The organism is Paraclostridium sp. MRS3W1, assembly GCF_032465715.1.
In the GTDB taxonomy this organism is placed as follows: Bacteria; Bacillota; Clostridia; order Peptostreptococcales; family Peptostreptococcaceae; genus Paraclostridium; species Paraclostridium dentum.
In genome coordinates, this window is record NZ_JAWDJM010000024.1 from 1 (window position 1) to 22,298 (window position 22,298).

At 27.5% G+C, this 22,298-nt stretch carries 23 protein-coding genes; 17 read left to right on the forward strand and 6 right to left on the reverse strand.

All coding sequences use genetic code 11. The annotated features are described in order from the left end of the window. Positions 1-72: 72 nt before the first annotated feature. Positions 73-744 (reverse strand): TMEM164 family acyltransferase, encoded by a 672-nt coding sequence (locus RWY47_RS01865; RefSeq protein ID WP_206622124.1) that lies wholly within the window; start codon positions 742-744, stop codon positions 73-75. A 206-nt stretch (positions 745-950) separates the two neighbouring features. On the opposite strand from RWY47_RS01865, the gene RWY47_RS01870 reads away from it, so the two are divergent. Together RWY47_RS01870 and RWY47_RS01875 are read left to right on the forward strand one after the other, a co-directional pair. Then, positions 951-1,907 (forward strand): 2Fe-2S iron-sulfur cluster-binding protein, encoded by a 957-nt coding sequence (locus tag RWY47_RS01870; RefSeq protein ID WP_021432197.1) that lies wholly within the window; start codon positions 951-953, stop codon positions 1,905-1,907. A gap of 30 nt (positions 1,908-1,937) precedes the next feature. Continuing rightward, complete coding sequence (locus tag RWY47_RS01875) at positions 1,938-3,221, forward strand: FAD-dependent oxidoreductase (protein WP_021429833.1); 1,284 nt, start codon at positions 1,938-1,940, stop codon at positions 3,219-3,221. A gap of 53 nt (positions 3,222-3,274) precedes the next feature. On the opposite strand, the gene RWY47_RS01880 is transcribed toward RWY47_RS01875, so the two are convergent. Continuing rightward, on the reverse strand, positions 3,275-3,541 hold the full coding sequence (locus RWY47_RS01880) for a hypothetical protein (protein WP_316030220.1): 267 nt from the start codon (positions 3,539-3,541) through the stop codon (positions 3,275-3,277). Positions 3,542-3,982: 441 nt separating this feature from the next. On the opposite strand from RWY47_RS01880, the gene RWY47_RS01885 reads away from it, so the two are divergent. From RWY47_RS01885 to RWY47_RS01935, 11 genes are all read left to right on the forward strand, one after another. Then, the gene (locus RWY47_RS01885; RefSeq protein ID WP_224170870.1) at positions 3,983-4,936 is read left to right on the forward strand and encodes a DnaD domain protein; all 954 of its coding nucleotides are present in this window, start codon (positions 3,983-3,985) and stop codon (positions 4,934-4,936) included. Continuing rightward, positions 4,920-5,606, forward strand: a complete 687-nt coding sequence (locus RWY47_RS01890; protein WP_264319135.1) for an ATP-binding protein — start codon at positions 4,920-4,922, stop codon at positions 5,604-5,606. The genes RWY47_RS01885 and RWY47_RS01890 overlap by 17 nt, the downstream gene beginning before the upstream one ends. Positions 5,607-6,148: 542 nt before the next feature. Then, positions 6,149-7,066 (forward strand): Abi family protein, encoded by a 918-nt coding sequence (locus RWY47_RS01895; protein WP_316030221.1) that lies wholly within the window; start codon positions 6,149-6,151, stop codon positions 7,064-7,066. 536 nt (positions 7,067-7,602) lie between these two features. Beyond that, positions 7,603-7,773, forward strand: a complete 171-nt coding sequence (locus RWY47_RS01900) for a hypothetical protein (RefSeq protein ID WP_224170872.1) — start codon at positions 7,603-7,605, stop codon at positions 7,771-7,773. 8 nt (positions 7,774-7,781) lie between these two features. Continuing rightward, positions 7,782-8,201, forward strand: coding sequence for a hypothetical protein (locus RWY47_RS01905; RefSeq protein WP_224170873.1), 420 nt, complete (start codon positions 7,782-7,784; stop codon positions 8,199-8,201). 465 nt (positions 8,202-8,666) lie between these two features. Beyond that, complete coding sequence (locus tag RWY47_RS01910; protein WP_224170874.1) at positions 8,667-10,082, forward strand: SMEK domain-containing protein; 1,416 nt, start codon at positions 8,667-8,669, stop codon at positions 10,080-10,082. 354 nt (positions 10,083-10,436) lie between these two features. Next, positions 10,437-12,464, forward strand: a complete 2,028-nt coding sequence (locus RWY47_RS01915) for a type I restriction-modification system subunit M (protein ID WP_224170875.1) — start codon at positions 10,437-10,439, stop codon at positions 12,462-12,464. After that, the gene (locus RWY47_RS01920; RefSeq protein ID WP_224170876.1) at positions 12,464-13,861 is read left to right on the forward strand and encodes a restriction endonuclease subunit S; all 1,398 of its coding nucleotides are present in this window, start codon (positions 12,464-12,466) and stop codon (positions 13,859-13,861) included. The genes RWY47_RS01915 and RWY47_RS01920 overlap by 1 nt, the downstream gene beginning before the upstream one ends. 28 nt (positions 13,862-13,889) lie before the next feature. After that, positions 13,890-14,342: a hypothetical protein gene (locus tag RWY47_RS01925; protein ID WP_224170877.1), complete on the forward strand. Its 453-nt coding sequence runs from the start codon at positions 13,890-13,892 to the stop codon at positions 14,340-14,342. Positions 14,343-14,379: 37 nt separating this feature from the next. After that, a complete protein-coding gene (locus RWY47_RS01930) occupies positions 14,380-17,361 on the forward strand; it encodes a type I restriction endonuclease subunit R (RefSeq protein ID WP_224170878.1) in 2,982 nt (993 codons plus the stop codon). Between the two features lie 322 nt (positions 17,362-17,683). Further along, complete coding sequence (locus RWY47_RS01935; RefSeq protein ID WP_224170879.1) at positions 17,684-18,307, forward strand: EcsC family protein; 624 nt, start codon at positions 17,684-17,686, stop codon at positions 18,305-18,307. 238 nt (positions 18,308-18,545) lie between these two features. Here RWY47_RS01935 and RWY47_RS01940 read toward each other — a convergent pair whose 3' ends face one another. The 4 genes from RWY47_RS01940 to RWY47_RS01955 all read right to left on the reverse strand — a co-directional run bounded on the left by RWY47_RS01940 (position 18,546) and on the right by RWY47_RS01955 (position 20,097). Then, positions 18,546-18,701: a YvrJ family protein gene (locus RWY47_RS01940; protein WP_021428807.1), complete on the reverse strand. Its 156-nt coding sequence runs from the start codon at positions 18,699-18,701 to the stop codon at positions 18,546-18,548. Between the two features lie 105 nt (positions 18,702-18,806). Further along, positions 18,807-19,040 carry a DUF2922 domain-containing protein gene (locus RWY47_RS01945; protein ID WP_224170880.1) on the reverse strand — a complete coding sequence of 78 codons (234 nt, stop codon included), beginning with the start codon at positions 19,038-19,040 and terminating at the stop codon, positions 18,807-18,809. A 27-nt stretch (positions 19,041-19,067) separates the two neighbouring features. Further along, a complete protein-coding gene (locus tag RWY47_RS01950; protein ID WP_021428713.1) occupies positions 19,068-19,316 on the reverse strand; it encodes a DUF1659 domain-containing protein in 249 nt (82 codons plus the stop codon). Between the two features lie 121 nt (positions 19,317-19,437). Further along, positions 19,438-20,097 carry an N-acetylmuramoyl-L-alanine amidase family protein gene (locus RWY47_RS01955; RefSeq protein WP_224170881.1) on the reverse strand — a complete coding sequence of 220 codons (660 nt, stop codon included), beginning with the start codon at positions 20,095-20,097 and terminating at the stop codon, positions 19,438-19,440. A 180-nt stretch (positions 20,098-20,277) separates the two neighbouring features. On the opposite strand from RWY47_RS01955, the gene RWY47_RS01960 reads away from it, so the two are divergent. The 4 genes from RWY47_RS01960 to RWY47_RS01975 all read left to right on the forward strand — a co-directional run bounded on the left by RWY47_RS01960 (position 20,278) and on the right by RWY47_RS01975 (position 22,247). Then, the gene (locus RWY47_RS01960) at positions 20,278-20,625 is read left to right on the forward strand and encodes a hypothetical protein (protein WP_224170882.1); all 348 of its coding nucleotides are present in this window, start codon (positions 20,278-20,280) and stop codon (positions 20,623-20,625) included. Between the two features lie 105 nt (positions 20,626-20,730). Then, positions 20,731-21,009: a hypothetical protein gene (locus RWY47_RS01965; protein ID WP_021428689.1), complete on the forward strand. Its 279-nt coding sequence runs from the start codon at positions 20,731-20,733 to the stop codon at positions 21,007-21,009. 218 nt (positions 21,010-21,227) lie between these two features. Beyond that, the gene (locus RWY47_RS01970) at positions 21,228-21,485 is read left to right on the forward strand and encodes a Mor transcription activator family protein (protein WP_168932104.1); all 258 of its coding nucleotides are present in this window, start codon (positions 21,228-21,230) and stop codon (positions 21,483-21,485) included. Positions 21,486-21,629: 144 nt separating this feature from the next. Further along, positions 21,630-22,247 carry a hypothetical protein gene (locus RWY47_RS01975; RefSeq protein ID WP_224170883.1) on the forward strand — a complete coding sequence of 206 codons (618 nt, stop codon included), beginning with the start codon at positions 21,630-21,632 and terminating at the stop codon, positions 22,245-22,247. The last annotated feature ends 51 nt before the right edge of the window (positions 22,248-22,298 follow it).

Sequence of the window (22,298 nt, forward strand, 5' to 3'; positions counted from 1 at the left end):
TTCTTATATAGTTAAAAAAAATAAAAAGAATTTAGATAAAAAAATAAGTTATAAGAGTACTATTTAATACTCTTATAACTTATTTTTTCGTTTAAATTTAAAATCAATACTATTGTTATCTTTAATTAATGTAGGCAAATAAATTAAAGATGTAATAAATGTGAACAATAATATGCTATAAAAATTAGCATTTGAAAAACTATAATCATAACGAGCATTAGTGAAGTGATTTAATAAAAAAGTAAATAAGAAAAATAAAGAACATGCTTTTATATTATCTACTATACACCTAGAATTTACATAAAACTTTCTGACTCCAACTAAATAAACTAAAGAATATAAAAGTAACAATCTAGATGCTATATAAAAGAAATAAAGAATATGTGGAAACTCAAAATATAAATCTTTAAAAAATATTAAGTCGCCTATAGAACAAACTATACTCCATGAGAAAAATACATTAAATAAATGATACTTTTTAAAAAGTAAAATAGCGATACATAAATATATTGTTATGCTTGTTATGTTTATTGGAAGTGTGTACAAAACATTATAACTTCCTAAAGAAATTAAACATATTTGTTCTAATATAATTATGAATACAAATGATAGGCATATAATTTTTTCTACTAAATAGCTGTATGGAAGTAAGTTTTTGGTTAGCTTAGGCAATAAGAATAAGAATATAGCTACAAAAAGTAGAATTATTAAATGTTCATTAGAAAAAACAAAATTAGAATTCATAAACTCCCCCCTAACTATTTATAAGCAAGTTTAAATATGTAATCATGTCCTTTTATACATTATATTCCAAAGTAGTAGTTATGATATATAGTTTTTAAAAATTTATATAAATATTTAATTGTAACAAAATAAAAATTAGATAATAAATTAATACTATAGCAGTTAAAAATTAGACATTTAAAAAATCATCCAAAGGAAGTGGTCTTTTGAAAAGAATAAGCATACAACCATGTGCTGATTGCGGAAGCAAATATTGTCCGTGTCATTTAGCATATTCAGGAGATTGTATTCAATGTAGTTTAATACAAGGCAGTAAAACTTGTGATTGTATTTGGCAGGGGGTTTGTGTATACAATGAATTGCAACATAATCGAAATGTAGCTTGTAATGAAAAGCAAGATGTTTTGTGTGATGTTGTAACAAAAAAAGAATTAAAAGAGGATATATATTTACTAGAGATAAGAACGCCTAAAATTTTATTAGAAGAACTATTAAACCCTGGTTCTTATATATTATTAAGATGCAAAGACCAAATTGACTCAAGATACAATGTACCTATATCTGTTATGGATATAGATGTTGAAAATGAAATTTTAAAAGTAATAATTAAAGAGGTTGGACATAAGACTAAATCGTTATTAAGTTTTGATAAAGTATGGGTAAGAGGTCCATACTTAAATGGGGTATTGGGACTTAAGGAGTTTAAACTTACAACAAATAGTAATGTAGCGGTAATATTAAGTGGGTTATCTCAAGTAAATGCACCTAAAATAATTAAGTATATCTTAAAAAATAATAATCATGTAGAAGTATTTGTAGACACTAGAAGAACTATTTTAGATGAAGTTATAGATAAAATAAAAGAGTTAAATGTCAATATCCACTTCATAAATATAAAAGAAGATGAAGAGCTAATTAAAGACTATATAAGAAGAAATAATGTAGAACTTGTATATAGCGGCGGATTTAATTCTTTTAATAAGGAAATCATGAAACTGGTTGATAGTGTTGACGAAAATATTAGATTCTCAATAGCAAATAATAATTTAATTGTATGTGGGGAAGGAATATGTGGAGGATGTACGGTTGTAATTAATGGGAAAAGAACGAAATCTTGTAAAGCTCAAATTAATGGAAGAGATTATCTAAAAAGTTTAAAATAAATTTGTTTTAGGTTTAAGGGGGAATTTAAAGTGGCAAAAGTAGTAGTTATAGGCGGCGGATGGGCTGGTTGTGCAGCTGCAATATCTGCAAGGAAAGCAGGAGCAGAGGTTACTATTTTAGAAAGAACAGATCTTTTACTAGGGCTTGGGAATGTTGGAGGAATAATGAGAAACAATGGAAGATATACTGCAACAGAAGAAGCTATAGCCTTAGGAGCAAGTGAACTATTTGAATTAACAGATAAGTATAGTACACACAAAGACATGGATTTTCCAGGTCATAAACATTCAACTATATATAATGTAACAGAAATTGAAAAACCTGTAAGAGAAAAAATATTAAGTATGGGTATAGAAGTAAGATTTTTCTCTAGAGTTATAGATGTAAAATTAGATGGCAAGAAAATAAAAGCTGTTGTTTTAGAAGATGGGGAGATTATAAATGGAGACTCATTTGTAGAAACAACAGGATCTTCAGGACCTATGGGAAATTGCACTAAGTATGGTAATGGATGTGCTATGTGTGTTTTAAGATGTCCTTCGTTTGGAGGAAGAGTTAGTATAACTAGCAAGTGTGGAATAGAAGATATGTATGGAAGAAGAAACACAGGGGAGTTAGGGGCTTTTAGTGGTTCTATGAAATTATTAAAAGAAAGTTTAAGTGAAGAAATTCAAAAAGATTTAAATGAAAAAGGTTGTGCTGTAATACCTTTACCAGAAGAACTTATAAATACAGAAAAACTTGATATAAAAGTTTGTCAACAGTACTCACTACCTGAGTTTGCTAAGAATTTAATTCTAATAGATACAGGTCATGCAAAACTAATGGCACCATTTTATCCACTTGAGAAATTAAGAAAAATTCCAGGATTTGAAGGAGCTATAATAGTAGATCCATACTCAGGAGGAAAGGGAAATTCAGTAAGATATTTTTCAGTTGCTCCAAGAGATAACTATATGAGAGTAACAGGACTTGAAAACTTATTTGTAGGTGGAGAAAAAAGTGGATTCTTTGTAGGTCATACAGAAGCTATATGTACTGGATCTTTAGCTGGGCATAATGCAGCTAGAAATGCTATAGGTATGTATTTACTTCAATTACCAACTAATATTGCAATTGGAGACTTTATATCTTATGCTAATCAAGAATTAAAAGAAGAACATGCGGATAGGTTAAAATTTACTTTTGCAGGAAGTATTTACTTTAATAGAATGAAGGATTTAGGTTTTTATACAATAGATAAAAAGGAAATAGAAACTAGAGTTAAGAAGGCCGGATTAGAAGGGGTTTTCAATAAAAAAATAATCAAATAAATAAAAGGAGATAACTTTTGTTATCTCCTTTTATTTATTGTAAAGGTTTAAGCTTAAAGCATATAAAAAATATCTAATGCAGCAATAGTAAAACTCACTACTGTATTAAATAAAGAAAAGAACTGTATTATACTATAAAGCTTATAGTTATGTATCGTATCATATAAGCTGATACATCCAATGGTCAATAAGCCTACAATACTTAAAATAATAATATCAGCAAATATATCAATGCAAATTAAGATTAAAGCAATGATTGCTAACATAGAAGATAATGAAAAACGTTTAGATAAAGTATAAGTATTTGTTGCACGTTTCAATATAAATCACCTCTATATACTTATATGAAATTATATAAGATTTAAAACTAAATAAAATATATTGAAAAATGGACAAGCACTATAGTAATTAGAACGTTAGTAGTTAAAGGTAAGAATAAAAAATAATAAAGCAGTATCAAACACAAAAGGCACGGGGGTGGCGATAATTTTCTTACGAGCTAGAGAAGTAGCAAATAAATTCAAAGACGAAACATTAAAGCTCGAGTTCTTTAGAGGATCCAGTAAAGAATCAAAAATAATGAATCAGTATTCAACCAAAAAAGGCACGGGGGTGGCGAGAATTTTCTTATGAGTTAGTGAAGTGGTAAATAAGTTCATTGACGAAACGTTAAAGCTCGAGTCCTTTAGAGCTTTACAGTGAAGGAAAGGAATATATTTATCACGAACGCCCACCTCACTAAGAAAACAGGGGGATATATTATGGCAGTATTCAGACAAGTACACATAGATTTTTGGCAAGATGGTTTTGTATTAGATTTAACACCAGAAGAGAAATACTTCTACTTATATCTAATGACTAACAGCAAAACTACTCAATGTGGAGTTTATGAACTTCCAAGAAGAATAATAGAAACTGAAACAGGATACAACAGAGAAACAGTTGAAAAACTTTTAGATAGATTTGAAGGTTATAAAAAGATAGTCTATGATAAATCTTCAAATGAAATATTTATAAATAACTGGGTTAAATACAATAAGATAGTTAGCCCAAAAGTTAAAAAGTGCGTAGAAAAAGAGTTAAAAGAAATTAAAAGTGAACTATTAATAAATCTATTTTTAAATGAATGTAATAAGTATGGATACAGTATCGATACCCATATCAAAAAAGTGGACAACTATTTAAATACAGTATCGATACCCATGACTAAACTTGAAAGCAACTTAGATAACCACTATGGGGAAGAAAAAGAAAAACAAAAAGAAAAAGAAGAAGAAAAATACATAAATAAAGATGTAGGTATAGATATGTGTATAAAAGAAGATGTATCTAAATATGCAAAACTATATGAGCAAAATATAGGACTTATTAATGGAATTGTAGCAGAGTGGTTAATTGAAATTAGTGAAACTATAGATGTTAGATTATTTAAAAGAGCTATAGAAATAGCAACAGATAATGGAAGATGTAATAAAGGGTATGTTAACGGAATTATAAAACAATGGATAGAAAAAAACATAAAGACTTTTGAAGATTTAAAAGCATATGAAATTGGAAAATTAAATCAAGGGGGAAATGAAAATGGAGCACCTATCAATGAACATGGAAAATCTAAGCATCAAAAAGATGCTAACTCAGAGGACTCAAACATTTATAGAAAACCAACAGAAGAAGAACTTAGAGAAATCAGAGAATTCATTGAGGGAGAAAACTAAATATAGATGTAATAAGTGTAGAGATTTAACCTTTATAATTGAAGGGGATGTGGCAGTTCCTTGTGAATGTAGAGCATTAAGAGAAGCTGAAGAGATTTTAAAATCAAGTGGTATAAGTGATGAATTTAGGAAAAAGACTTTTGAAAGCTTCGATTATACATATGATATTCAAGTAGTAGAAGCTTATAAAAAAGCTAATAAATATGTTAATAGCTTCAATGAAATTAAAGATACTAGAAATAACTCAATAATATTTTTAGGACAAGTAGGTTCAGGGAAAACTCATTTATCATTAGCGATTGCAAATAAACTTATGGATAATTGTGTTGGAGTTTTATATATGTCTTATAGAGAAGCTATAACTAGGATTAAACAAAATGTAATGGATAGTGAAGAATATGAAAGGATCATTGGTAGATACAAAAGAGCTAAGGTACTTTTAATAGATGATTTATTTAAGGGAAGTATTACTAAGAGTGATATAAATATTATGTTTGAGATTGTTAATTTTAGATATTTTAATTATTTGCCAGTTATAGTGAGCTGTGAAAGAGAAGTTGAAGAACTTTTGGATATTGATGAAGCTGTGGGGAGTAGGTTGATTGAAATGAGTAAAGGAAGTGTTGTGGAGTTTAAGGGGAGGAAGCTTAATTATAGGGTTTATGGATGAGCAATTTTAAGTTATGAGCTAAAAAAGGTGTCTACACTATAAGATAATATTATAGATACTTAGAAATAGGAGATCAAGTGATATATATTTCACATAATAATTATAACAAGCATAATGCGAAACTGTTTGAGAAAAATAAATATTTTTATAAAGATAAATATAAAAACTTATACTTAATAAATATGTTATTTAGAATAAGTAATAACGAACCGTATCACAAATAACGGAGCACAGTTTTATATATGAAAATAGTATTAATTATGGCATTTAACAAAATATAAGTGTACAAATATAGTTATATTAGTGGGAAGATCAATAGAAAAATTTTGATAAACTTAATATTAGTATAGTGTTAAAGTAAATAATTGAAAGGGAATTCAATTAGTAAAGTAGTATTACTAACTAGTAAAAGGTTAGTATTTTTTGTATAATAAAGTCATGAAAATGTATAGAGTATATCCTTACTCAGCTATATAGATTCATAGATATATAGCTGAGTAAGGATATATGTTAGAGAATACTAGTGGGAGAGGATAGTAGGAGTGACAGAAAAACAGTTTAGAGATTTTAGAGTGCAGATTAGATTACTACAGAGTAGAGGGGTTGTTATAAAGAACAAGAGATGGGCAAAGCATATATTAGCTACATCTAATTATTATGATGTCATTAATGGATATAAAGAGCCGTTTTTATCACAGCGTATACCAGTAGAAAAATATAAGCGTGGAACTAAGATAGAAGAAATATATGCATTATATGAATTTGATAGAAGGCTAAGAAGTGAGACTTTAGAGGTATTGTTAAAAATAGAAAATAAGTTAAGGACAAATGTGTCGTATGTTTTTTCAAAGCAATATGGACATAAAAACTACTTAATGTATGAAAATTTTGATTTAGTAAATAGTAAGAATTATAAAAATGTAGGAGAATGCATTGCTAATATGCATAAAAAAATAGCAAGTCAAATTGATAAAAATCCTTCAATTAAGCACTATATGAAACAGAAAGGTTACGTTCCACTTTGGGTAGTTGTAAATATCCTATCATTTGGAGATATCAGTAAATTTTATAGTAATATGAAGCAATCAGATAGAGCTAATGTAGCAAAAAGGATAAAATATACAGTTTGGGAGAATAAATTAAAGAATTACATAGAGTTTTTAGCTATAACTAGGAATGTGTGTGCACATAGTGAAAGGTTGTATAATTATAAATCTATTAAAAATATAAAAGATAATCATATAACAAATTATTTTGGAGGTAGTATAGCAACAAATGATTTTTTTAGTGTCTTGATAGGTTTCAAATTGATTCTAGATAAAAGAGAATTTGAACACTACTTTGAAATGCTAGTGGAATTGATTAATACATTAGACAAGCAATTAGATACAGTAAGTATAGATGAAATTACACATAAAATGGGATTCCCTTCGAATTGGATGGATATTTTGAACTTATAAATAGTATTAATTTTTACATAGAGTATATAATATAAATAGTATAAATTCTATATAAAAACATTGACATGTTCAACGAGATATAATAAACTTAAATTAAGATATGAAATGAAGGAACAAAAAATAAAACAAAACGTATAATAATGGTAGATAGTCCCCTGGTAACCTATATGGCCCAGGGGCTTTTATATTGGATATAATGTTCAAAATTTTATACTTGTTTGTATTCTATTAGACAAAAATTTAGTTGGAAATTATATAAAGTATGATATTAAAAATTATTATATCTTATATATAAAAGTTAGAAGACACTAATAGAATAGTGAAGAGTATCCGCAAGTAAGAGCTCACAATAACTAAGGAAAGATAAATAAATAGCTTATAGATACAAATAAATAATGATGTAATAGCATACTTAATGAAGGATAGGTTGCCTAACGAACAAGGAAACCTATCCTTTTGCATTTGATTGTAATGAATTGTATAAATTTTAAAATAGCAATATAATAGTTTGAGAAATAGTAAAAGGTGGGCTTATAATGAAAAATATAGAGATGAAAATTTCTCTAAAGTGTAGTGATTGTGGTAAAGTAGTAACTAAAGATAGACTTTTAGAAGAAAATAATTACATAATTGAAGCTAACATTGAGGATTTTAAGAAGGACATAATGAAGGAGATAGAAAAAGGTTTTAAGAAAATATTTAAGTAGTAGGTTACATGGAGATAACAGAGTTATGGTTAAAATTTAAAGAGTTTTTTGCTGATTTAGTTCAGTATGGATTTCCTACAATAGCTATTATAATATCTATATTTTCTTTTCGAGATTCTAGGAAAGCTAGTAAAATTCAACATAGATTAAATGAATTTGAGGAAAAGCTAAAGAAATATGAGTTAGAAGATAAGGAAAAAGAAAGAGAAGAAGCTACGAATGCAAATATTGAAGCTCGTATAATGAAAATTTCTAAAGATAAATACAAGATGAAAATATGGAACTCAGGTAAATCTAAGGCATATAATGCAGATTTTAAAGTTCCAGACGAATGTAAAAATATGGTATTTAGGGATAAGGTACCTTATGAATTTCTTGAACCTGGCAAGAGTTTTGAAGAGCATATTATTATATACTCTAGTTTCTAGATAAGTTTATGGTCACAACAACCTGGAGCAATAAAGAAGGACATGAGTATAGTAAGGAACAAATGGTATCTATATAATGAAATCGTGTTCCGTAGAGTAAGGTACGGAGAACGTATCACAAGTAAGAGCGTGGGGTTTTGGTAAAAAAGTCGTATTGATATAATTCATACGATTTTTTTAGTTAAACAAGATTATTTTCCTTAATTAGAAATTAATATATAATAAGATAAAATATATATTTAGAGCATAGTAATAAAGAGTACCACTGAAGAAATAAAATTGTCATACCGAATATAAATATGATATAGTCGGGTTGAATATAATTAGGATAAAAACTTAATCATATATCGATCTAGAAAAATAAAACTGAAATAATTCATCTTTAAAATTATTTAAACAAAATTAAAAAAATGGACTTAATAGAATTGTAAGTTACTATTAGATCTTATAAATAAGAGGTAAATAATGCGAGAATTTACTATAGAGTATATTAAGGATAAAGATATTACTATTGATAGGATTAAACGAAGACTACATGAAGTTGCCCAGGGGATTAAGGAAAATAACAAGATAAATCTGACTGACATTAACGTAATTTGTGAAGAGATATTTGGTAAAATACTAAATGAGATATTTGGTATAAATTTGGTATCTATGTCAGCAGAAGTATCGGGGAATTTTATTGCAGTTGATCTAATTGACTACGACAAGAAAATTGCTTTTCAAGTGACATCAAGAAGTGACAGAAAGAAAATAGAAAATACTATTGAGAAATTTAATAAATGGAATGTATCAAAACAAATTGAGAGTCTAAATATTTTAATTTTAGATGACGAAGAACATAGATATAATAAGCCAGAAAAAATTAAATTAGCTAATAATAAGGAATTTTCATTTAAGGATAATATTTATAATTTTAAAAAAATTACTGATTTAATTATAGAACGTAACAAAAAGGAAAATGAATTTATCAAAAAAATTTATGATGACATAAATATGGTATTCGATTCAGGAAGAATAAAATATTTTAGTATTATAAAAGGTACTGAATTACTTAAAAGTGATTGTTATCATGAATCATATGAAATTGCTATGTGGAACCGAGGGTATGGAGATATTCAGCTTACTGCGTTTATTCCGTTAACTTATGAAAAAAAGATTAGCTGTTTATTACAATTTAGGAAACATGAAATTTCTGATGCATATATTACATTTAATCAAGAGATGTTGCTACAAGACTACTTTATTGAAGAAGATGAATTTAAAAGAAAACATAATGTAGACAGATATGTAGATGAAGAAATGTTATATATGCAGATAGAAAATATACGATTTAATATTAATGCACATACTGGATATCATATTTTTCAATTATTTTGTGAATTAAAAGAGCAGTATTTTAAATCCAAAAAAATAATTGATAAGAAGCTTGGTGCGGAATCTATTAGAAAAATTGATGATAAATATTGTCTGATGACAATAAGTAAACAGCAGTGGAATGAAATCTTATTTTTTGCTAGAGAACATGACTACTTTAATGACAATGGAGAATGGAATATTTTTAATAATAATTGGAACGATGATAGTTTGACCTTATCTCCTAATGTACATGGTGAAATTAGAGGAGATATCTTGGCTGAAATAAGGGTAGAGCCTTCTAGAGAAAGTATAAGTATGCTAGATGTATTCTGGGAACCGGGATTTAAATATGGTAAGCCTAGTATGGAAGGATTTGATAATGTAGTGAAATGGAAAGCAGACTATACGTTAGATTGGATGAAAAATAAACTTTTACCAGAGGCACACGAGTTTTATAAAAATAGGAATGATAATACTAACAGCAAAATGTCATTATTAAAGAGATTTTTTAGTAAAAGTTAATTTTAATTCAGGTTGATGTATAAAAGTAAATTGTGTTATACAAGTGATAAATTGTAAGTATGTTGCTATAAATACATAAATTAGACACGATCAATTAGAGTCACTGATTTTTTCAATAAGTAGAAATATAGTAGAATTTGATTAGAGTACGCTACGGGGAGTAGTTATGGAGAGTTGTATCACAAGTAATGGAGCGTGTTTTTGTAATAGTAGATTAGTGTCTACTATTTTTTTGTATAAAAATACATTTTAATTAAAACTATAAAGAGGTATTGATGGAAAATAGATATGTTTTTTTCTACTTTGAAAATGATATAATCATAATATGAAATTTAACTAAAAGGAGACAGTAAAGTGAATACACATAATAATTTTAACCATGTTGCATTTTTGTGGAACATAGCAGAAAGCCTGAGAGGCACATATAAAGAAGAAGATTACAGAAGAGTAATGTTACCACTAATAGTAATAAGAAGATTCGATTGCCTATTAGATGATTATGATAGAGAAATAGTAAAATCAGTGCACCAAGAATACGACTTCTTACCAGAAGAAGAAAAAGACGAACTTGTGATAGTAGATCTAAAAGAAAATCACAACATAGACTTACAGTTCTACAATGTAAGTGATTTCACATGGAAAAAACTAATAGATGATAGTGAAAATATAAAATCAAACTTTGAAGAATACCTAAATGGATTTTCAAATAATGTAAAAGAAATAATAGGTAAATTCAAATTTAAAGATGAAATAGCTCAACTAGATAAAAAAGACAAACTATATGCAGTCCTTAGCAAAATGTATGAAGTAGACCTACATATAAATTCTGTATCAAATAATAAAATGGGATATATATACGAAGAAATGCTAAGAAGATTTACTGAAAACTCAGCAGCAGGAGAACAATATACTCCAAGAGAAGTTATAAGACTTTGTATGGAAATGCTATTTATGGGAAAAGAAAACTTCCTTACAGAAGAAGGAAAAGTAATATCTATAGCAGACTTTTGCTGTGGTACAGGAGGAATGCTTTCAATTGCTGAAGACTATGTAGAAAAAATAAACTCAAGTGCCATAGTAAATCTATATGGACAAGAGTTACTTGATGAATCATTTGCAATATGTCAGGCAGATATGCTAATGAAAGGACAAAATGCAGATAATATAAGATTAGGAAACACATTAACTCAAGATAGATTTAGTGGAGAAAAGATAAGATTTTTAATATCAAATCCTCCATTTGGTGTTACATGGAAAGACGAAGAAAAGAAAGTAAAAGAAGAAGCTGATTTAGGATTTGATGGAAGATTTGGAGCAGGTACTCCAAGAGTAAGTGATGGATCTCTATTATTTTTACAAAATATGATAAGCAAAATGTATGATGATGAAGATGGTAGCAGAATAGCTATAATATTTAATGGGTCTCCGTTATTTACAGGAGATGCAGGAAGTGGAGAATCCAACATTAGAAGATGGATAATAGAAAATGATTTACTAGAAGGTATAATAGCTCTGCCTACTGATATGTTCTATAATACAGGAATAGCTACATATATATGGGTACTTACTAATAGAAAAGAAGATAGAAGAAAAGGTAAAATACAACTAGTAAATGCTACTGAATATTATCAATCTATGAGAAAAAGCTTAGGAAACAAGAGAAAAGAAATTACTAATGATCAAATAAAAGAAATAAAAGAAATATATACAAGTTTTGAAGTAAGTGAAAAAAGTAAAATATTTGATAAAGAAGATTTTGGATTTAGAAAAGTAACAATAGAAAGACCTTTAAAATTAAGTTTTAAAGTAAATGAAGAAGCTATTGAAAATGTTAAAAGTACTACTCAATTTATAAACCTTGCAGTTTCCAAGAAAAAAGGTGAAGAAATTAAAGAAAAAGAAGAAGCTGAGGGAAGAATAAAACAAGAAAAACTATTAAAGCTTCTAGAAAGTTTTGATAACAAATTTGAGTATATGGATAGAGATAAGTTTATAAAGGATTTAAAATCTAAGTCGAAGGAGTTTGATTTAGCACTTTCAGCAAGCCTTGTGAAAGCTATAGTTAATGCTATAGGAGTTAGAAATGAAGATGCAGTAGTTTGTAAGGATTCTAAAGGGAATATAGAAAGTGATAGTAGCTTAAAAGATACTGAAAGTATAGCTCTTAAAGAAGATGTATATGAGTACTTTGAAAAAGAAGTTAAACCTCATGTAGAAGATGCTTATATAGATGAAAGTAGTATAAATAATATAGGATATGAGATACCTTTTACTAGATATTTTTATAAATATGAAAAGCTAAGAAGTTTTGATGAAATTATGAAAGAAGTTGAAAGTTTAGAAAGTGAGATAGCACTAGAGATAAGGAAGGTGCTAGGATAATGAAATATAGATATAGAAGTGAAGAAGAGTTGAAGGATAGTGGAGTTGAGTGGATAGGGAAAATTCCTAAGGATTGGAAAGTAAGTAAAATAAAGTATATTAAGTCATCGAAAAGCAATGCATTTGTTGATGGACCATTTGGAAGCAATTTAAAAAGTGAGCATTTTGTTGACAATGGAGATGTTTATGTTATAGAAAGCAACTTTGCAACACAAGGAATACTAAATACTGAAAATTTAAAGACTATTACAAAAGCGCACTTTGAAAGTATAAAAAGAAGTGAGGTAAAGGAAGGAGACATAGTTTTAGCTAAAATAGGTGCACAGTTTGGATTATCTAGTATTTTACCTAAAATAGATAAAAAAGCAGTGATATCAGGGAATAGTTTGAAACTAAGTGTGGACCTAGATAAAGTCAGCAATGAATATATTCATTATCAACTTTTGACAATAAAAAGAAATGGTATATTAGATACAATAGTTTCAACGACAGCTCAACCAGCAGTATCTTTGGGAGATATGAATAATTTGTATATAGTATCACCTAAAAAATATGAACAAGAAAAAATAGCAAATTTCCTTGATGAAAAGAGTGACCAATTTAATTTAATTATATCTAAAAAAGAAGAACTAATAAAAAAATTAGAAGAAGCTAAAAAAAGCCTTATAAGTGAAGTTGTTACTGGTAAGGTTAAAGTTGTTAAGACTGGTTATGGATATGAGTTGGTTAAAAGAAGTAGTGATGAGATGAAAGATAGTGGAGTTGAATGGTTGGGTGAAATACCTAAGGATTGGGAAGTTAAGAAAATAAAACACGTTATATCAGAAGCACTAAAATATGGTGCAAATGAAAGTGCAGAACTTGACGATAGAGAACTACCTAGATATATAAGAATAACTGACTTTAAAGATGATGGAGAGTTGAAAGATGAAACATTTAAGTCGTTGCCAGTGGAAAAAGCAAAAGATTACTATTTAAATGAGGGAGATATACTTTTTGCACGAAGTGGAGGAACTGTAGGAAAAACATTTTTATTTAAAAATTACAAAGGTAAAGCATGTTTTGCAGGATATCTTATAAAAGCAACTCCAAACCATAATATAGTTATGTCTGAGCTTTTATATAATTTTACAAAATCTAAGGGATATGAAAATTGGAAGAATAGTATTTTTATGCAGGCTACAATACAGAATATTGGAGCAGATAAGTATAAGGAATTAAAGTTCCCATTAGGAATCCTATCAGAACAAAAAATAATATGTGAATATATAGAAGAATATGATAAAAAAATTAAATATATAATAAAAAATATTTATGGTCAGTTGCATAGATTAAAAGAAGCTAAACAAAGTTTAATAAGTGAAGCAGTAACAGGAAAAATAGAGATACTAGATTAAGTGAATATTTTAAAGGGGGAGTACACAAATGAAATTAAGTAGAAAAAATATAACAATGCAAGTATTATCTAAGTTTATAGAAAATAACTTAGATAAAATAGAAAATGTAGAAACTAAAGCAAATCAAATAACTTTTAAAACAATAGAAGGTGTTAAAAAAGTAAAGATAAAAACAAGTAAAAATTATAGTGAAGGTGAAGATATTAATACGTATTTATGGACAAGTTTTTCTAGTAAAGAGCTAGACGAAGATTATGATTATATGACTATAATATGTAGTGAAAACATAGATAAAGTTTTGATATTTACAAGAGAAGAGTTGAAACAGCATTATAATTTAAAAGCTAAAAAGAAAAAGAACGGAGAAATTGACTTTAAATTATATCCTCATTTTATAGGAAGAAAATGTATAGATGCTAGAGTACATTCAGATAAAGAATCAATAGATATAACTAAATACGTAAATAATTATATATTTTAGAAAGATAAATTTATAGATAGTATAGTGAGGGGAGATTATGTTACCAAAGGAAAAAAACCTTGAAGAATCAATAGAAAATCACTTAGTTTCAATTGGTTATGAACAAGGAAATTCACGAGAATTTGACATTGAGAATTGTTTATTTACTGAAGATTTATTTAGATTTTTAGAAAATACTCAAAAGGAACTTTTAGATGAGTTTAAATATAATAGAGGAAGTAATTACAAAAAAGCTTTTATAGATTTAGTTAACTCAAACATCAAAAGAAGAGGACTTATAAGTGTGCTTAGAAATGGTGTAGAAGATATAATGATGAACGGAAAATTCCAATTATTCTACAACAAACCAAATCTGACTACTAACAAAACAGCTTTTGAAAACTATAAGCAAAATATATTCAAAATAACAAGACAATTGAAATATAGTTTAAAACACAATAATACTTTAGATGTAGTATTATCTTTAAATGGATTTCCTGTTATAGTAATGGAGCTTAAAAATCAGTTTACTAATCAAAACGTATATAATGCTATAAAACAATTTAAAGAAGATAGAGATCCAAAAGAAACTTTGTTTGGATTTAATCAAAGAGTACTTGTATATTTTGCAGTAGATACTGATGAAGTATATATGACAACAGAGTTAAAAAAAGATAAAACATTCTTCTTACCATTTAACAAAGGTAACCATAGAGGTAAGGGAAATCCTGTGGTAGAAGGTAAGGAAAAGACTTCGTATCTTTGGGAAGAGATACTTACTAAGGATAGTTTACTTGATATTATAAAGAGATTTTATTTTATCCAAGAAGACGATAATAAAAATAAAAAAGCTATATTTCCTAGATTTCATCAGTTAGATGCAGTAAGAAAAATAGTAGCTGATTTAGAAGTAAATAAAGCAGGTAAAAATTATCTTATCCAACACAGTGCAGGTAGTGGGAAGACTAACACTATAGCATGGACTTCTCATAGATTATCAAGTCTTCATGATGAAGATAATAACGCTATATTTGATTCTGTAATAGTTGTTACTGATAGAAAGGTACTTGATAAGCAACTTCAAGATGCTATATATCAACTAGAACACAAAAACGGATTAGTTGTTAAAATAGATAATGATAAAAATTCATCAGATTTAGCTGATGCTATTGTAAACAGAGCAAAGATTATTATTACGACTATACAAAAGTTCCAATATGCACTACCTAAGATAGAACAACTTGAAAAAAGACGTTATGCAGTAATAATAGATGAGGCACATTCTTCTACATCTGGAGAGAATATGAATGCATTAAAAGAAACTTTAGCAGGAAAGACATTAGAAGAAGCTAAGACAATTGATGCTGAAAATGAAAAGAATGAAAAATCTAGTATAGACAAGATGAATGAACTTATAGAAAAAAGAACTAATTTAGAACATATAAGTTTCTTTGCATTTACTGCTACTCCTAAGAATAAGACTATGCAAGTATTTGGTAGAATAGGCGAAGATGGACTTTACCATGAGTTTCATCTATATTCTATGAAACAAGCTATAGAAGAAGGATTTATATTAGATGTATTAAAAAACTTTATGCCAGTAAGTGTATACTACAAGGTTGGAAAGAAAATAGCTGATAATCCTGAGTTTGATAAGGGAGAAGCTAAAAGGGCTATAAATAAGTTTGTTAGCTTAAATGAACATAATATAAGACAGAAGGTTGAAACTATAGTAGATGATTTTGTAGACAACAGATCTATGTGGTTAGAAGGTAGAGCTAAGGGAATGATAGTTACAGCAAGTAGATTACATGCTGTTAAGTATAAATTAGCAATAGATCAATACATAAAGGAAAAAGGGTACAATATGAAAGCATTAGTTGCTTTTTCAGGTACTGTAAAAGATGATGATATTGAATATACAGAAGTTAGTATGAACAAACAAGTAGCACCAGATATAACTGACTCAAACTTACCTAGTATTTTTGAAAAAAGTGATTTTAGATTACTTATAGTTGCAGAAAAATATCAAACAGGCTTTGACCAACCGAAGTTATGTGCTATGTATGTTGATAAGAAATTAGATGGGATAAAAACTGTTCAGACTTTATCAAGGCTTAATAGAACTTATGTTAATAAACATACATTTATCTTGGATTTCCAAAATAGTGTAGAGGATATACAAGAAGCATATAAACCATATTTTGAAATGACTAATATAGATAAAGTTACAGATCCTAACGTAGTAAATGACCTTTGGTATCAGTTGCATGAATATGGTATATATACTGATGAAGAAGTAAATGATTTTGCAGTATTATTTTACAAGGATAAAAGAACAAATGCACAAGATGCTAAGATGAATAGCTTAATTGATAAGGCAGTTGAGAGATACTGTTATTTAGATGAAGAAGACGAAAAATCATCAGATGAGTTTAAAAAGAAATGTCAAAAATATATTACTTTTTATAATTTCTTAATTCAGATTTACCCTATAAAGAATATAAATCTTTTAAGGTTACAAGTTTACTTAGTCGCGCTTTTAAGAAAGCTACCTAAAAAGGGTAAAGAAAGAATAGATATAGATGATATATTAAGCCTAGATTACTATAAGTTACAAAAATTAGGTGAAGATGATAAAAAAGGTAGTGATATATCTTTATATAAAGGTGAAGGTGAATTAGTTGGTATATCCGAATCTGCAACTTCTCGTGTAAGTGATGAGGATGAAGAATATTTAGAGGATATAATAAAAAAGATAAATGATGTTTTTGGAGTAGGTCTTACAGAGGAAGATAGAATTATAATAGAACAATATGAGGAAATGTTTAAGAATGATAAGAGTATTATGGATATAGCTAAAGCAAATAGCTATGAAGATTTGGTTAATACTTTTGGAAAGAGTTATTTTAAGAGAGGTATAGTTAAAACTAAGAATAGAAATGATAGACTTGTTAAGGAGATATTAACAAATAATAATTTACAAAATTATATGATTCATTATTTAGCAGAAAAGATATATGAAGAAGCAAATAGATAAAATGCATTAATTAAAATGATAAAAATACATTATAATTTAGGTTATATATTAGATATATTTTTTTCTAGTTATGAATATATAAGCTAATGAAAAGAGATGTTGGTAGAAATACTAACATCTTTTTTTAATACAAAAAATTAAAGAAAATAATACCTAAATACATAGGTGAAAAAAAGATTTGATAAGCTATTTAGTTAGGAAAGAATTATCTGAAAAACATGAAGAACATTCCTTTTTATATGTTTTACGATTAATTGCACTTGATTATAAATTGTAATATAATGGAATAAAAAATGTTAATAGGAAATAAATTGGAGGAAACATGGGGGAAAATAAACTTACTGAATTTAAGTTAATGCAGGTATTGGATTGGAGTTATGAAAAAGCAGTAAATGGATTGCCAGGGATGGAAACTGCAGAAGAATTAGCAAATAAGTATATTAGTAAATCTAGTTCTATAGATGATGCTATAGATCAATTTATTAGTTGGCAACAAGCTAAATGTGCAACTAGTGGATTTATAACTGGATTAGGAGGAATAATAACATTACCTGTGTCAGTTCCAGCAAATATAAGTTCCGTAATATATATACAAACAAGGATGATTGCGACTATTGCAAATATGAGAGGCTATGATCTAAAAGATGACCAAGTAAGGACTCTTGTATATGTATCATTAACAGGACAAAGTGCGGCGGATATTTTAAAACAAAGCGGAATAAAAATAGGCACGAACGTAGCAAAGTCTCTAGTAAAGAAGATACCAGGCGAAGTTATAAAAAATATTAATCAGAAAGTAGGATTTAGATTATTAACTAAGTTTGGGCAAACAGGTGTAATAAACCTAGGTAAATGTATACCTTTAGTTGGAGGCGTAATAGGAGGAACGGTAGATGCAATAGGCACAAGAACAATTGGGAAAACAGCGAAAAAAGTTTTTTGTTAATCGAACTAAAAACTGTGACTCTTTGGAGATGTAACGGATAAGTATATAACAAGTGAAGCGTATAAGAGTAAATACTCTAGATGATATTTAAGTATGTAAAATACTATGCATACTCTTTATGTCAAACAAAATAATTTTTAGATTAGAAATTGTATTTTGATTTCTTATATTTTAAAAACCAAGTTTAGAAATAAAAAAGTGTATCTAATAAATCTTAATGATTTAAATAGGTACACTTTTATTTTTTATTATTTAGTTCATATATATTATTACTTAATGAATTTATACTAGTACTCAGATTTTCAAGCTTACCCTCTATTCTAATTAATAAATACATAGTAACAATAGCAGGAAAACCCAAATTAGATACTAAAGCCATTAAATCTAATTCCATATAAAACCTTCCCTTAACTTTATAAATTATTAAAGATATAAGTTTTAGCGACCTTTAAAGCATTTTTTCAGCTTTGGAATCAAAACTTATATCTTTTTAATTACCCTATATAACTAAGTCATATCCAGTAGTTGCAGTTTGAACTACTTTTGCTTCTAATGGAGCTTCTAACTCTTCACCAAATCTAGGAGCAAATATGTTCTTTTTAACGATTTGTTCCATAGCAGCTTTTATTTCTTCCTCAGTTAAATCTTCTCTAGGATCTGAAACAAATAAGCTTACTTTTCTTCCAAGAGTTGTAGAGAAAACCATTAATAATCTAGTTTCTATATTTCTCATTTTTTAATCCCCTTTCTTTTTTAAAAATTAGTTTGCTGGCGTTAATTCTGTATTGTCTATTCTTACTACAGATAGCACATCATGTTTTTGTAGAGCATTTAATATTTCACCTACATTGTAAACATCAATAGCTTTTGCTTCAGGATTAACATTTGAAAAACTTCTAGTTTTAACTATAGTTCTTCCATTTTCACCTAAACCACAGTCATATTTAATTCTTAATGCTGACATTTGAGCAACTTCTGAAGTATTTGGAGCTAAATTCATATCTGCCATTTTGATTCCTCCTTTTAATATTTGATTTAACTTAAGTATAGTAGGAGGATATTAAAGCAATCAAAGAAAGTAATTGAAGAAAATATTTGAAAGAGATATTAATATTTTAATATTATGTAGATTAAGTTGTTATATAAGTATCTTTAAAACCTTTAGAAATAGCCTCGTTTCTGAGTTTTACTGCATTATCTTTAATATTAAATGCACCTATACATACTCTATAAAAAGGACCTTCAGTTTCTATTTTTTTATTTACAAATGAAAGTAAAGTAGAAGCTATAGTATTAGCTGCATTTCTTAAATACATTTCATCAGAACAAGAAGCTTCAACAGAATTATTTGATATAAAATCAATTTCTATAATTACAGCAGGCATTTTACTATGTTTTAAAACTGAGAATTTTTTAGATACCTTAACACCACGATTTGGAGTATTAAGTTTATTAGAAAGATTTGAAGATAAATTAGTAGCTAATTTACATATTTTATTATTAGTATCATATATCCAAGTTTCAGTTCCTTTTGCAGATTTGTTTTCAGAAGAGTTCATATGAATACTTACAAAGTAATCACAGTTTTCATTATTAGCTTTATTAGTACGATAAGATAAAGAATAAAACTTATCTTCTTCACGAGTAGTAACTATTTTTTCAAAAGCTTCTTCAAGAATAGATTTAACTATCATACCTATTTTTAAAACCATATCACTTTCTTTTTTACCATTAGAGCCAACAGCTCCAGAGTCTTTACCTCCATGACCGAAATCTAAATACCATTTCATATATGTACCTCCCAAATTTATTATCTAGGTAAGATTAGCACAGGAGGTTTTAAGTAGAAAAATAAAGTATTTGAAGAATTTATCATATAAGAAAATGTAAATATAAAATTGTATTCAACATGGAACTGAATTTAATCAAAAAGAATATTTATGTATGGAGTAAAATTAGAGGAGGTTTTCATGAGAGATATAATTAAGGATATAAAAAATTTAATTGAATTAAGCAATGGAGAAATTTTAGACTTAAACAAAGAAAGATTATATACATCTAAAGATATATCGAAAATGTTACCTGAATTGTCGATATACAATTATGATTCTGCGAAAAAAATAAATGAGAGATTAGAAAAACTTGGGCTAATATACAAACATAGAACTGGAGTATGGGATATAACTAAAAAATATGATAAAGATATAGATAAAATAGTGAGATTTGAAAGTGGACATATTAAATGGACATTAAATGGAGTTAATTTAGTTTTAAACTTAATTATACAAAATAGCTCAGAACAAGTTTCATTTTTTTAACCTAAGTAATTATGATATAATAAGCTTTTTACATAATTGTGGATAGTATATAAATCACGATAAGAGTTAATAATCCTTATATAACAAATAATAAGGAGTGATAGTATGAGTTCATTTGAAGGTTTATATACATTTGCAGATGTAGCTAGTATGTATAATATAGACCAATCTACATTAAGACATAATGTTGGAAGTAGATTTGTTGATGGAGAAGACGTTAAGAAGTTAGGCAAAACTTGGATAGTTAGAGAAGAAGCTTTAGTAAGAGAATTTGGGTTTATTCCAGAAAATAATGAAGAAGCTCCTAATGTAAGAAAAAAACCAGGAAGAAAAAGTGCATTTGATAAGTGTAGAGAAGCTTACTTAAACGGTGAGATTAAATAGTAATGTTAGATATCATCTCTTATAGACATGATATCTTTAGATTTATATAAAAAGTAAGGAACAAGGCAAGAATGCAAAGAACGCATACTTGCCTTGTTCTTTTGTAAATTAATCTGGATATAAAATAAACCTGATATGAGTATAAAGGTTATGGATAAAGAACTGTATAATATATGTATAGGGTTAAATATAAGTTTAGATTTATGGAGGTGTATTTAATGTTAGAAGAATTGACTTTAGAGGATATACCAAAAACACATAAGGATATTGCTGAATATATAGGGATAGATGCTTTTAAGAAGTTAGTTGAATTATTAGGAGGAAGTTCTTTATATATACCTAAAGAAGCTTCTTTGACTAGACCAATTAGAAATAGAGTTATTAGGGAGAAGTTTAATGGAGATTATAGAGTGTTAGCTAGAAAGTATGATATAAGTGAAGCTCAAGTTAGAAATATAGTAGGAGAAATACATTGAATTTAAGAAGACTTTATAGTTATTAGATAAGAAGATTATAGGCTTTAAGAAGACATTTAAATAAAATATACAATATTTGACAATAGATGATATCATATTTATAGCAATAAAAATAAGGTATGAATATCGAGGAGATTTTATAGTATGTATTTAGAAAATAGTGAATCATGGTCAATTATAACTTTTAATGAAGATCTATTAAATTTTGCTGTGTTTACAGGTTGTATGTATAATTTAATAGATGATGAAGTTTTTGATGAAGATAATGTGCGTTGGCCAGCTAATATAGTTATTAATAATTACAAGGAATGTGACCATTCCAAATTGAAAACTCAATGGAGTAATTGGTTCAATGATATTGTTAGTAATCAAGCTGTAAATATAGGTGAAGATACAATGTATAATTTTATAGAAGAAATTTATGATATAAGTAATTTCAAAGAACTTGAATATGTTGAGTTAAGAGAGTGTTGTAAAAATGCATATCCTAATTTTATTGAATGGTGGAATATGCAGGCTGGAGGCAAAACTGCATTATCACTATATGAATATATAGGAGGCGAAAGATTTTGTGAGTATGTTGAGGAGTTAGAGAATAAGTTAAACCGAAAAGCTAAACCATTCAAACTTTATATAGAGATAGTATACACAGGCGTTCCTAAAATATTAGAAGTTAATGAAAGTTATATGATAGTTACTCCTAATGGATATATTGGATCAGATAGAGAATGGTGGCTTAATAAGTTAAGTAAGTTAATGTAAATAAAATCAGGAATTGATAAATGATAGAATCATATCTTACAGACATGATTC